Source organism: Herbaspirillum sp. FG34, assembly GCF_057809315.1.
The window spans coordinates 65,365-77,899 of the sequence record NZ_JBMDJS010000017.1 but is presented as its reverse complement, the minus strand read 5'-3'; the positions used below and the strand labels follow the sequence as shown (position 1 = coordinate 77,899).

Annotated in this window: 9 protein-coding genes; 4 read left to right on the top strand and 5 right to left on the bottom strand. The window is 63.5% G+C overall.

Annotated elements, in window-relative coordinates:
- Window positions 1-31 precede the first annotated feature (31 nt).
- The 3 genes from lptC to ACODSZ_RS18995 are packed head-to-tail and all read right to left on the bottom strand — an operon-like array spanning window position 32 to window position 2,219.
- A complete protein-coding gene (gene lptC / locus ACODSZ_RS19005; RefSeq protein ID WP_008332140.1) occupies window positions 32-640 on the bottom strand; it encodes an LPS export ABC transporter periplasmic protein LptC in 609 nt (202 codons plus the stop codon).
- Entirely contained in the window at window positions 637-1,191 is a 555-nt protein-coding gene (locus tag ACODSZ_RS19000; protein ID WP_299535043.1) for a KdsC family phosphatase, read from the bottom strand. The genes lptC and ACODSZ_RS19000 overlap by 4 nt, the downstream gene beginning before the upstream one ends.
- Window positions 1,191-2,219, bottom strand: a complete 1,029-nt coding sequence (locus tag ACODSZ_RS18995; RefSeq protein WP_008332137.1) for a KpsF/GutQ family sugar-phosphate isomerase — start codon at window positions 2,217-2,219, stop codon at window positions 1,191-1,193. The genes ACODSZ_RS19000 and ACODSZ_RS18995 overlap by 1 nt, the downstream gene beginning before the upstream one ends.
- A gap of 362 nt (window positions 2,220-2,581) precedes the next feature.
- Between ACODSZ_RS18995 and ACODSZ_RS18990 the strand changes: the two genes are divergently transcribed.
- Both ACODSZ_RS18990 and ACODSZ_RS18985 read left to right on the top strand, forming a co-directional pair.
- The gene (locus tag ACODSZ_RS18990; RefSeq protein WP_175344397.1) at window positions 2,582-4,573 is read left to right on the top strand and encodes a monovalent cation:proton antiporter family protein; all 1,992 of its coding nucleotides are present in this window, start codon (window positions 2,582-2,584) and stop codon (window positions 4,571-4,573) included.
- A gap of 216 nt (window positions 4,574-4,789) precedes the next feature.
- Window positions 4,790-6,445, top strand: coding sequence for a methyl-accepting chemotaxis protein (locus tag ACODSZ_RS18985; RefSeq protein ID WP_175344396.1), 1,656 nt, complete (start codon window positions 4,790-4,792; stop codon window positions 6,443-6,445).
- An 85-nt stretch (window positions 6,446-6,530) separates the two neighbouring features.
- On the opposite strand, the gene ACODSZ_RS18980 is transcribed toward ACODSZ_RS18985, so the two are convergent.
- Window positions 6,531-7,298, bottom strand: a complete 768-nt coding sequence (locus ACODSZ_RS18980; protein ID WP_008332133.1) for a phytanoyl-CoA dioxygenase family protein — start codon at window positions 7,296-7,298, stop codon at window positions 6,531-6,533.
- Between the two features lie 170 nt (window positions 7,299-7,468).
- Window positions 7,469-10,327 (bottom strand): excinuclease ABC subunit UvrA, encoded by a 2,859-nt coding sequence (gene uvrA, locus ACODSZ_RS18975; RefSeq protein WP_008332131.1) that lies wholly within the window; start codon window positions 10,325-10,327, stop codon window positions 7,469-7,471.
- A gap of 389 nt (window positions 10,328-10,716) precedes the next feature.
- On the opposite strand from uvrA, the gene ACODSZ_RS18970 reads away from it, so the two are divergent.
- A complete protein-coding gene (locus ACODSZ_RS18970) occupies window positions 10,717-11,958 on the top strand; it encodes an MFS transporter (protein ID WP_488928274.1) in 1,242 nt (413 codons plus the stop codon).
- An 18-nt stretch (window positions 11,959-11,976) separates the two neighbouring features.
- The gene (ssb, locus tag ACODSZ_RS18965; protein ID WP_175344395.1) at window positions 11,977-12,504 is read left to right on the top strand and encodes a single-stranded DNA-binding protein; all 528 of its coding nucleotides are present in this window, start codon (window positions 11,977-11,979) and stop codon (window positions 12,502-12,504) included.
- The last annotated feature ends 31 nt before the right edge of the window (window positions 12,505-12,535 follow it).

Below are 12,535 nucleotides of genomic sequence, written 5' to 3'. Positions count from 1 at the left end.
TCTTGGCGTTCTTGTGCCGGACTGAACCGGCTTAGCGTTTCTTCGGTGCGGGCTCGTAATAGCCGCGTACATTGCCGAGCAGCTGCACCACCTGCGTCGCATTGTTGGCCACCATGCCCACCCCATTGAGGCGCGTGGTCCCCATGGTCATGGCGACCGGCTTGTCGGTCTTGACGATTTCATCATCGGGTAACAGCAGCAGGTATTGCGAGACCAGGTGCATTTCTTCGCGGCCCTTGTAGGGCGCGCGGATTGCATTGGCATTGCCGTACATGTGGATCTGGGTCTGGTCGTCGGTGACCCGTGCGGTATCCGAATAGAGCTGCATGGGCGCCTGATTCTGGTCCAGGTTGTGCACCACCGGCTTGGTGATCTCGAAGGAGTCATCGCTGGGGAAGTGCACCATCTTGACGCCGGAAACGTCATAGCGCGGCAGGCCGGTCGGACCCATCTTCACGTAGCTGAAGTTTTCCAGATAGTAGTCGGGTTTGCCGCGCGGACGCTGCGCCGGCTGCTGGTCGCCGGAGGCGCGCATGACCTGCATGACCCAGAAGCTGCCCAGGGCCGCCGCGATCAGGATCACCAGGATCACCGCCAGGCGGATGCGTTCGGCCTGGCGTTCGCCGCTGCGCCCGCTCATGCCAGGTACGGCGCCAGCGCCGCCTCGTAGTTGCCTTGTGCGGCCAGCACCAGGTCGCAGATCTCGCGCACCGCGCCATGGCCGCCGGCGGCCTGCGTGACATAGTCGCTGCGCGATTTCACCTCACGATGACCGTTGGCCACGCAGGCCTTGAAACCCACGCGGGTCAGCACCGGCAGGTCGATGATGTCGTCACCCAGGTAGCCGCACTCCTGCGGGGTGAGCTGTACTTGCTGCAGCAATTGCTCGAAGGCCTGGCGCTTGTCATGGATGCCCTGGAACACATGGGCAATGCCCAGGTCGCGCGCACGGCGCAACACGTAGGGAGACTGGCGCGCGGTGATGATGGCGGCGGCAGTACCGTACTGCTGCATCATCTTGATGCCGTGGCCGTCGAGGGCGTTGAAGCGCTTGAAGACTTCCCCCTCGTCGCCGTAGTACAGACCGGCATCGGTCAGTACCCCGTCGACGTCGAAGATCATCAGGCGGATCGCGGCCGCCTTGGCGAGTGCAGCAGCGGGCAGGGTGCTGGCGAAGGCTGGCGCGTTCATCAGATCACCTTGGCGCGAGTCAGGTCGTGGATGTGCAGCGCGCCCGTGAGCACGCCGTCCGCATCGGTGACCAGCAGCTGGTTGATGCGGAACTGTTCCATGAGCTGCACCGCGTCCACCGCCAGTTGGTCCTGCTGGACGGTCTGCGGATGGGCGTGCATGACATCGGCGATACGGAATCTGGTGAAGTCCGTACCGCGCTCCAGCAGACGGCGCAGGTCGCCATCGGTGAACACGCCGATGGGCCGGAATTGCTCATCGACCACGGCGGTCATGGCCATGCCCTTGCGCGTGATTTCCATCAGCGCGGCCGAGAGCGACACATCCGGACGCACGGCGGGAATCGCTTCGCCGCTGCGCATGACGTCGCGCACGTGGGTCAGCAGGCGCCGGCCCAGCGCACCACCGGGGTGGGAGCGGGCAAAATCCTCCTCGACGAAACCGCGTGCGTCCAGCAGCGACACCGCCAGCGCATCGCCCATGGCCAGGGTAGCCGTGGTGCTGGCCGTCGGGGCCAGGTTGAGGGTACAGGCTTCCTTGGCCACGCCGACGTTGAGGTGCACGGCGGCCAGCCTGGCCAGGGAGGAGTCGTCGTTGCCGGTCATGGCGATGATCACCGTGCCCATGCGCTTGATGATGGGAACGATGGCCAGCAGCTCGGCCGTTTCGCCGGAATTGGAAATGGCGATGAAGACATCACGTGCCGTCACCATGCCCAGGTCACCATGTGCGGCCTCGGCCGGGTGCATGAAGAGCGCGGGGGTACCGGTAGAGGCCAGCGTGGCGGCCATCTTGCGGCCGATGTGGCCGGATTTGCCGATCCCCGAGACGACGGCGCGGCCTTCGCATTGCAGCACGGCTTGCACGGCCCGCGCCAATGGCTCGGCGCTGTCGTCGCGCAGGCGGTCTTTCAGTGCCAGGATGGCATCGGCTTCGATCTGCAGGGTCTGGCGTGCCAGGTCGATGGCGCGACGGGCAGCCCCGGCCGAAAAAGATGCAGGCGTGGTTTTGTCATCGGTTACACTCATAACCGAAGTATAAACGAATTAGCAAAGCAAAAAACTTGCCAGATGTAAGGGAATGCTGCCGGATTTGATGCCAAGCGCCGCGTTGCGTCGCACCGCAGCACCGCAGCCACGGGGGATTCCCGGCCAGGACGGGGATGGCGAATGGCATCGCAACAGGGGCAGAGGGTACTCTGCGGTAGTGAATAACTCTGCTGTTGTGGCGCTACACGTATGAATTCTACGGCGTTTCTTCTGGTCGCCGCCCGGTATTTTCCTTCACTCTGCACGCTGGCTGGATGAACTGCCATTTGCTGGTGCGTTGCCAATTTATTCACATCGAACCCCGCCGTCTGCGGCGGCTTTTGACAAGAAACCCAACAGCAATGTTTTCCGGACTGGAACTGACCCTTTTCCTTCTGGCTGCGGCGGTGCTCGGCGTGGTCGCCTTCCGCATGATGCAGCTGCCGCCCATGCTGGGCTACCTGGTCGTGGGCATCATCATCGGCCCGCACGGTCTGGCCTTTGCCGAGGACAATGAAACCACCCATGCCCTGGCCGAATTCGGCGTGGTATTTCTGATGTTTTCCATCGGGCTGGAGTTTTCGCTCTCCAAGCTCTCGGCCATGCGCCACATCGTCTTCGGCCTGGGCGTGGCGCAGGTGGCCGCGACCATCGCCACCACCATGCTGCTGGGCTGGGGGGCGGCGATGGTGTTGCCGCAGTTCGCCAACGTGAGCTGGCAGGCGGCCTTCGCGCTGGGCGGGGCGCTGACCATGTCCTCCACGGCCATCGTCTCCAAGCTGCTGACCGAACGGCTGGAACTGGAAACCGAACACGGTCGCCGCATCCTCGGCGTGCTGCTGTTCCAGGACCTGGCGCTGGTGCCGTTGCTCATCGTGGTCCCGGCGCTGGCCAACAATTCCGGCAACATCATGGTCACGCTGGGCTGGGCGGTGGGCAAGGCGCTGGTGGTGCTGGCGCTGCTGCTGTTCTTCGGCAGCAAGCTCATGCGCGGCTGGTTCCGCATCGTGGTCAAGCGGCGCTCGCAGGAATTGTTCATGCTCAACCTGCTGTTGATTACGCTGGGTGCGGCATGGATCACCGAGAAGGCCGGCCTGTCGCTGGCCCTGGGCGCTTTCATCGCCGGCATGCTCATTTCCGAGACCGAGTTCAAGCACCAGGTGGAAGAAGACATCAAGTCCTTCCGCGATGTGCTGCTGGGCCTGTTCTTCATCACCATCGGCATGTTGCTCAATGTGCGTACGCTGGTCGATCACTGGTTCCTGGTGCTGCTCCTGCTGACCGGACCGGTGCTGCTCAAGTTCGCCCTCATCGCCGGACTGGCGCGCCTGTTCGGTTCGACCACCGGCGTGGCGCTGCGCGTGGGCCTGGGCCTGGCGCAGGCGGGGGAATTCGGCTTCGTGCTGTTGAGCCAGGCCGGTGGTCTCAAGCTGGTCGATCCCATGCTCATTCAGGTGATCCTGGCGGCGATGGTGCTGTCGATGCTGGCCACGCCCTTCATCCTGGCCAAGTCCGATGCCATCGTCATGAAGTTCTCCGCCAATGAATGGATGTTGCAATCGCTGGCCCTGACGCAACTGGCGACCCGCACCATGGGTGTGCAGAAGCACGTGATCATCGCCGGCTTCGGCCGCAGTGGCCAAAGCCTGGCGCGCCTGCTGGAAGAGGAGGGTATTGCCTATCATGCGCTGGAGATGGACCCGGAACTGGTGCAGGACGCCCGCAACGGGGGCGCCAATGTCTCCTACGGCGATGCGGCACGGCGCGAGAGCCTGGTCGCTGCCGGCATCCACCGCGCGGCGGCGCTGGTGGTGACCTATGCCAGCACGCCCTCGGCGCTGAAGGTCCTGCATCACGCCCACGAACTGGAGCCCGAGTTGCCCGTCATCGTGCGCAGCCACGACGATGCCGACCTGGAAAAACTGCTGGCCGCGGGGGCCACCGAAGTCGTGCCGGAAGCACTGGAAGGCAGCCTCATGCTGGCCTCGCACGCACTGGTGATGCTGGGTGTTCCGCTGCGCCGGGTGGTGCACCGGGTGCAGGATGCGCGCGATGAACGTTACGCCTCGCTGCGTGGTTATTTCCACGGCATGTCGGACGCCGAGGCCGATGGCGTGGGCATGAACGTGCGTCTGCAATCGGTGACGCTGATCGGCGGTGCCAGTGCAGTCGGTCATACCCTGGCCGAGATCGACCTGCCCACCCAATGCGGTGCCGAAGTCGCCATGTTGCGGCGCGGAAAGCAACGCCTGGAATCCGCCGAGAATACCGTTCTGATGGCGGGCGACATCGTGGTGCTGCGCGGCAGTTCCGAAAGCATCCTGCGGGCCGAAAAGCGCCTGCTCAGCAAATAGCCGATCCGGCGGACTTCAGCAGGTCAGCTCATCATTCCAGCCTGCCAAAAATAAATATTCACTTGCGCCTTCGCACACCTGTTCCCCTGGTACGGGAAATGCTAGTGTTTCCGGGCGGCAGGGAAGCGACCATATCGCTTCCCTGCACGCATCAGGACTACGGGTCCACACAATGAATCCGTTGTAGAGAAAACAAAAGTGAAGTCCGGGAGGAACATGTTCAGCAAACTCACCATCAGGGCACGCCTGATTTTCGTCATCGGTTTTCTGGCGCTGCTGCTGGTCGCCTCGGGCGTAGTGGGCCTGGTCGGTCTGCGCTCGACCAATGCCCAGATGCGCTCGCTCTATGAAGACCGACTGGTCGCCTTCTCTCAACTGGAGCGCATGTCGGCCGCACTGGATGCGGCGCGCAACGGCATCTCCACCTCCATCGCGGGCGACTCCGGCGACATCGACGCCAACATGGACAAGATCGAGAAAGCCCTCAAGGCCAACGACGCCGTCCTCAAGCAATATCAAGACACCCAGCTCAACAGTGATGAGCGCGCACTGCTGGAGAAGCTCATACCCCAGCGTCGGAAGTTCGCCACCGATGGCGTCAAGGCCGCCGCCGATGCCTTGCGCAACCGCGATTTCCAGGGGGCCATCGAACTGTCTGGTGGCGCCATGCTCAAGCTCTATACCGATGCGCACGCCACACTGGCACAACTGATGGACTTGCAGCGCACCGTGGGCCGCGAGCTGCATGAACAGGCACAGCAGCGCTACCAGACCTTGCTGGTCGTGATGGGCGTGACCATGGGCGCCGGTCTGATCGTGGCACTGCTCATGGGCGTACTGCTGGTACGGGCCATTTCACGTCCCCTGCAGCGGGCCGTGAAGGTGGCGCAGGCGGTGGCAGCGGGCGATCTCACGCAGCAGATCGAGGTACACAGCCAGGATGAAACAGGCCAGCTGATGCAGGCGCTGCGGCAGATGAACGAAAACCTGCAGGGCATCGTGGGCCAGGTACGTCTGAGTACGGACACCATCGCCACGGCCTCCAGCGAGATCGCACAGGGCAATCTCGACCTCTCCTCGCGCACCGAGCAGCAGGCCGGTGCACTGGAAGAAACCGCCTCCGCCATGGAGCAACTGACCTCCACCGTGCGCCACAACGCCGACAACGCCCAACAGGCCAAGGAACTGGCGCAGTCCGCCTCCGCAGTGGCGGTGCGCGGCGGGGAAGTGGTGCGTCAGGTGGTCGATACCATGAGTTCCATCAACCACTCGTCCAGCAAGATCGTCGACATCATCAGCGTGATCGATGGCATCGCCTTCCAGACCAACATCCTGGCCTTGAATGCCGCCGTGGAAGCGGCGCGAGCCGGTGAGCAGGGGCGCGGGTTTGCGGTGGTGGCTTCGGAAGTGCGCTCGCTGGCCCAGCGTTCGGCAGCGGCCGCCAAGGAGATCAAGGTCTTGATCGATGATTCGGTGACCCGCGTGGGCAGTGGCAGCGCGCTGGTGGCGCAGGCCGGCCAGACCATCGATGAGGTCGTCAGGAGCGTGCAGCGCGTGAGCGAAGTGGTCACCGACATCAGTGCGGCCGGACAGGAGCAGAGCCAGGGCATCGAGGAAGTCAACAACGCCATCACCCAGATGGATGAGACCACGCAGCAGAACGCCGCCTTGGTGGAGCAGGCCGCAGCGGCGGCCCAGTCGATGCAGGAACAGGCGGCACGGCTGACCGAGGCGGTCAGCGTGTTCCGCTTGGGAGGTGCGGTAGTGACCGGCGCAGCGGCATCGCCGACGCTGGCATCACGTACGGCTGTCACGGGGGCGGCACCGGCAGCGGTCGCCTTGCCGGGTACGGGTGGCTTGCTGCTTCGCTGACAGACCTGTTACAGCGTCTTACCGTACCGGCAAGGTTTTCCAACCTTGCCGGTACAGTGATCAATTTTCAACCAGTACAGTCGTATCAACTGTCCAGGGCCACATCCTCGGACGCCGCCGAACGGGTGCCCGGCAAGGGCGGGTTGCTCTTGCCGTGATAGGCGAACACGGCCGAACACTTGACCTGTTCGCTATCGTTGCGTCCGGCGGCATGGAACAGGCCGCTATGGAACAGCACGACGTCACCGGGCTCCAGTGACAGCGCGATCCCTTGTGCAAACAGGGCCTGGTTGGCCGGCACGTCCGGGCGCAGGAAATCGAGTTCGTCCATCTGTTGCGGCTGCAGCTTGAGCTTGTGTGAACCGGGGATGAACTTGAGTGCGCCGTTTTCCGGTGTTTCCGCGCCTAGCGCCAGCCACACCGAAATCAGGTCATTGCGCGGGAAGGACCAGTAGCGGATGTCGCGATGCCAGCCGGTGGCGGTGCCGAAGGCCGGATGCTTGGTCATGATGCAGTTGTGATGCGCCAGGGTGAGGCACACCGGTTCCTCGAACAGTTGATGCAGCATGGCCACCAGTTGCGCATCGGCAGCCCATTCGCGGTACACCGGATCCCGCTGCCAGGCTGCGCGCAATCGGCGGGCGGTACGGCCTCCTTCGGCTTCCAGCGAAACGGGAGCGCCTTCGTAGCCGACCTCGGCCTCATACTCCAGCGGGGCGACGGCACGTTGCAGATGATCCTGGGTGACGGCGAGCAGGCGCTCGCGCAGGGCGTCAGGGACCATGCCCTTGAGCAGGAGATAGCCCTGTTCGCGGAAGAAGGCGACCTGGGCGGGTGACAGCGGGTTCGACATGATGGACTTTCGGGGTTGCACGGCCGCCCGTCCATGACGGACGGGCCAGCCTTCATTGTGCGCCGGATGGCGACCAGGTGCATGACTGTATGCCATGGCCGGCGCAGCGCAAGATACAGATGCGCGCCATTTCTGTATCGTTTGCGCGGGCGCAATTCCGGACTTCTTTTTTACTTCGACTTCTTCTTCAGCAGCGGGCCCAGGTACTTGCCGGTGACGCTGGCAGGATTCTTGGCCACGTCCTCAGGCGTGCCTGCGGCGACGATGCGGCCACCGCCGGCCCCCCCTTCGGGACCGAGGTCGATGATCCAGTCGGCGGTCTTGATGACGTCCAGATTGTGCTCGATGATGGTCACCGTATTGCCCTGGTCGCGCAGGCGATGGATCACCTTGAGCAGCAGGTCGATATCGTGGAAGTGCAGGCCGGTGGTCGGTTCATCCAGGATGTAGAGCGTGCGGCCGGTATCGCGCTTGGACAGTTCCAGCGACAACTTCACGCGCTGCGCCTCGCCCCCCGAGAGGGTGGTCGCGCTCTGGCCCAGCTTGATGTAGCCCAGGCCCACATCGAGCAGGGTCTGCAGCTTGCGCGCGATCAGCGGCACGGGTTTGAAGAATTCGTGCGCGTCTTCCACCGTCATGTCGAGGATCTCGGTGATGTTCTTGCCCTTGTATTGCACTTCCAGTGTTTCGCGGTTGTAGCGCTTGCCGTGGCAGACATCGCAGGGCACGTACACGTCCGGCAGGAAGTGCATTTCCACCTTGATCACGCCATCGCCCTGGCAGGCTTCGCAGCGGCCACCCTTGACGTTGAAGGAGAAGCGCCCGGCGCTGTAGCCGCGTTCCTTGGCCATCGGCACGGTGGCGAACAGGTCGCGGATCGGCGTGAACAGGCCCGTGTAGGTGGCCGGGTTGGAGCGCGGGGTGCGGCCGATGGGTGCCTGGTCCACCGCGATCACCTTGTCGAAGTGTTCCAGTCCGCCGATGGCTTCGTGCTCGGCCGGTTCGGTCTGCGAACCGTACAGGTGGCGTGCTGCCGACAGGTACAGCGTGTCATTGACCAGCGTCGACTTGCCTGAACCGGATACCCCGGTCACGCAGGTCAAGAGACCCACCGGCAGTTCCAGATCGACATTCTTGAGGTTGTTGCCGGTGGCACCGGTGATGGTCAGCATGCGCGATTCATCGCAGGGCGTGCGCTTCTTGGGCACGGCGATTTCCAGCGAGCCGTTGAGGTACTTGGCGGTCAGCGACTTCTTGTTCTTGAGGATGTCCGGCAGCGAACCATGGGCGATCACGTCGCCGCCATGCACGCCCGCGCCGATGCCCATGTCGACCACGTAGTCGGCGGTGCGGATGGCGTCTTCGTCGTGCTCCACCACCAGCACGGTATTGCCGATGTCGCGCAGGTGCTTGAGGGTTTCGATCAAGCGATCATTGTCGCGCTGGTGCAGGCCGATGGAGGGTTCATCGAGCACATACATCACGCCGGTCAGGCCCGAGCCGATCTGCGAGGCCAGGCGGATACGCTGGGCTTCGCCGCCCGAGAGCGTGTCGGCGCTGCGTTCCAGCGAGAGGTAATCGAGACCGACGTTGTTGAGGAAGGTCAGGCGCGAGACGATTTCCTTGATGATGCGGTCGGCGATTTCCTTCTTGGCGCCGGTCAGCTTCAAGGTCTCGAAGAAGGACAGGGTCTCGCGCAGCGGCGTGGCGGCGACTTCGTAGATGGCACGCTGCTGCTTGCCGCTGCCCACCTTCACATAGCGCGCTTCCACCCGCAGGCGCGCGCCGTGGCAGGACGGGCACTGCTTCTCGTTGATGAACTTGGCCAGCTCTTCCTTGACCGCCATCGAATCGGTTTCGCGATAGCGGCGCTGCAGGTTGTTGACCACGCCTTCGAAGGTATGCTCCTTGACCACGGTGCGACCACGCTCGTTGACGTAGGCGAACGGAATGGTCTGGCGGCCCGAGCCGTACAGCACCACTTGCTGTGCCTTGTCGTCGAGCTGCTCGAAGGGCACATCGAGGTCGAAATCATAGAAGGCGGCGATGCTGGTGAGCATCTGGAAGTAGAACTGGTTGCGGCGGTCCCAGCCCTTGATGGCGCCCGAGGCCAGCGACAGGTTGGGGAAGGCGACGATGCGCTTGGGATCGAAGAACTCGATATGGCCCAGGCCATCGCATTCGGGGCAGGCACCCATCGGGTTGTTGAAGGAGAACAGGCGCGGCTCCAGCTCCTGCAGCGAATAGCCGCAGATGGGGCAGGCGAACTTGTTGGAATACAGGTGTTCCTTGCCGCTGTCCATTTCCAGCGCAATGGCCCGGCCATCGGCCAGGCGCAGCGCGGTTTCGAAGCTTTCGGCCAGGCGCTGCTTGATCTCCGCCTTGACCTTGACGCGGTCGATGACGACGTCGATGGTGTGCTTCTCGGTCTTCTTCAGCTTGGGCAGCTCGTCGACTTCATAGACCTTGGCCGTGCCGGTGCCGCTCTGGATGCGGAAGCGCACGAAGCCCTGGGCCTGCATCTCCTCGAACAGGTCGGCATGCTCGCCCTTGCGGTTGGCCACCACGGGGGCCATGATCATCAGCTTGGTGTCTTCCGGCAGGGCCAGCACGGCATCGACCATCTGCGAGACCGACTGCGCCTCCAGGGGATGCTCGGGATGGTCGGGGCAGTAGGGCGTACCGACGCGGGCGTACAGCAGGCGCAGGTAATCGTGGATCTCGGTGACGGTGCCCACGGTGGAGCGCGGGTTGTGCGAGGTCGCCTTCTGTTCGATGGAGATGGCCGGGGACAGACCTTCGATCATGTCCACATCGGGTTTTTCCATCAGCTGCAGGAACTGGCGCGCATAGGCTGACAGCGACTCCACGTAGCGGCGTTGCCCCTCGGCATACAGCGTATCGAAGGCCAGCGAGGACTTGCCCGAACCGGACAGACCGGTGATGACGATGAGCTTGTTGCGGGGGAGGTCTAGGTTGATATTCTTGAGATTGTGCGTGCGCGCGCCGCGAATGCGAATTTCTTCCATGGATGCCTTCAGCTAGGGGTTGCCTGCCCCCGCATGCGATGACGCCTTGTGCGGAGCAGCGATGGGACAACATGTAACTATAACAGGACTGCGAAGGGCCGGCAGGCAGGGCTGCAGCGGCAGAAAACGCATGTGGGCATGGATCGGCAGATTAAAAGCGCGACACTGCAACAAGCCCGGACGTGTAGCGCCAATGCCGCAGGAAATCGCAAGCGGCAGGTTTTCGGCGATGGATGCAGGACATGAAAGTACATCAATCCCGCCAGCCGGGAATGAATCGGCCTTGCGCTGCTGCCGGTGGGCGGGACTATCCTGTTACCATAATGCTTTTGCCTCGCAGTCCGGCTCCCATGTCGAGCCGGGCGCCGCCAACGCCAGCCACGAACCGTATGTCCCACCACACCCGTTCCACCGCACAGCCTGAAAAATCCGGCATGTCGCGCGCCGAGGTGCGCGCCAGCGTTTCTCTTGCCTCCATTTTTTCCTTGCGCATGCTTGGCCTGTTCCTGGTCCTTCCGGTGTTTGCGGTGCACGCACACAGCCTGCCCGGCGGCGACAGCGACACCCTGGTCGGCATCGCCCTGGGCATCTACGGCCTGGCTCAGGCCTGCGGGCAGATTCCCTACGGCATCGCCTCCGACCGCTACGGACGCAAGCGCATCATCGTCATCGGCCTGCTGCTGTTCGCCCTGGGGTCCTTCGTGGCCGCTGGTGCGCACAATGTGCTGTGGTTGCTGATTGGCCGTGCGTTGCAGGGCTCGGGGGCGATTTCGGCGGCCATCACTGCCTTCATCGCCGATTCCACCCGGGAGGAACATCGCACCAAGGCCATGGCCATGGTGGGCGCTTCCATCGGGGTGACCTTTGCCGTCTCGATGGTGGCCTCGCCGCTGCTCTACAAGTCCATCGGCATGGGCGGCATCTTCGGCCTGACGGGCGTGCTTTCGCTCATCGCCATTGCCGTGGTGATCTGGGTGGTCCCGGCCGCGCCGATGATGCAGGCGCGCCGCGTTCCCCTTGCCGAGGTCTTGCGCCATGCCGAACTGCTGCGGCTCAATTTCGGCGTCTTCACGCTGCACCTGACCCAGGTCGCCATGTTCATGGTGGTGCCGGCGGCCCTGGTGCAACTGGCCGGCATACCGCTGGGGGAACACTGGAAGATCTATCTGCCGGTGGTCCTGGCCTCCTTCGTGCTGATGCTGCCCCCCATCATCGTGGCCGAGAAATATGGCCGCATGAAGCCAGTTTTCGTCGGCGCCATCAGCCTGATGCTGCTGGTGCAGCTGGGCTTCTGGGCGGTGCTCTCGCATCCCCTGGCGCGGGTGTGGATGCTGGTGGCGCTGCTGTTCCTGTTCTTCGTGGCCTTCAATATTCTGGAGGCGGCCCAGCCTTCGCTGGTGTCGCGCATTGCGCCGCCGGCAGCCAAGGGCGCGGCGCTGGGCGTCTACAACACCTTGCAGGCGCTGGGACTGTCCTGCGGCGGGGCGCTGGGCGGCTGGCTCAAACAAAATGTGGGGAATTCCGCCGTATTCCTTCTCTCAGCCGCCCTCACGCTGACCTGGCTTATAATCGCGGCTAACATGAAAAACCTGCCGCGCCGCGCTGCGCAGGCGGCGGGTGCAACAGCCTAAACGTATTCAGGAGAAACAATGGCATCGGTCAACAAAGTCATCATCGTCGGCAATCTCGGGCGCGATCCGGAAACGCGCTACATGCCCAACGGCGAAGCCGTCACCAACATCGCCGTCGCCACGACCGAAAGCTGGAAGGACAAGAACACCGGCGAAAAGAAGGAACTCACCGAATGGCACCGCATCACCTTCTACCGCAAGCTGGCTGAAATCGCCGGCCAGTACCTGAAGAAAGGTTCGCAGATCTACGTCGAAGGCCGCCTGCAGACCCGCAAGTGGCAGGACAAGGAAGGCGTGGAGCGCTATACCACCGAAATCATCGCGGACACCATGCAGATGCTGGGCGGCCGTCAGGGTGCCGGCGGCGGCGGTGGCGGCATGGATGAAGGTGGTTATGGCGGTGGCGGCGGTGGTGGCAGCTACGGCGGCGGTGCGCCGCGCCAGAGCGCCGGCGGTGGTGCAGCAGCTGGCGGCGCACCGCGCCAGCAGCCGGCCCAGCGCCCGGCAGCGAACTTCTCGGATATGGATGACGATATCCCGTTCTGAACGGCCCTCGTTTTCTGGCACCCGACAGTCG

Coding starts and splice junctions, on each gene's coding strand:
- lptC (WP_008332140.1), bottom strand. CDS start 640: ATGAGCGGGCGCAGCGGCGAACGCCAGGCCGAACGCATCCGCCTGGCG.
- ACODSZ_RS19000 (WP_299535043.1), bottom strand. CDS start 1,191: ATGAACGCGCCAGCCTTCGCCAGCACCCTGCCCGCTGCTGCACTCGCC.
- ACODSZ_RS18995 (WP_008332137.1), bottom strand. CDS start 2,219: ATGAGTGTAACCGATGACAAAACCACGCCTGCATCTTTTTCGGCCGGG.
- ACODSZ_RS18990 (WP_175344397.1), top strand. CDS start 2,582: ATGTTTTCCGGACTGGAACTGACCCTTTTCCTTCTGGCTGCGGCGGTG.
- ACODSZ_RS18985 (WP_175344396.1), top strand. CDS start 4,790: ATGTTCAGCAAACTCACCATCAGGGCACGCCTGATTTTCGTCATCGGT.
- ACODSZ_RS18980 (WP_008332133.1), bottom strand. CDS start 7,298: ATGTCGAACCCGCTGTCACCCGCCCAGGTCGCCTTCTTCCGCGAACAG.
- uvrA (WP_008332131.1), bottom strand. CDS start 10,327: ATGGAAGAAATTCGCATTCGCGGCGCGCGCACGCACAATCTCAAGAAT.
- ACODSZ_RS18970 (WP_488928274.1), top strand. CDS start 10,717: ATGTCCCACCACACCCGTTCCACCGCACAGCCTGAAAAATCCGGCATG.
- ssb (WP_175344395.1), top strand. CDS start 11,977: ATGGCATCGGTCAACAAAGTCATCATCGTCGGCAATCTCGGGCGCGAT.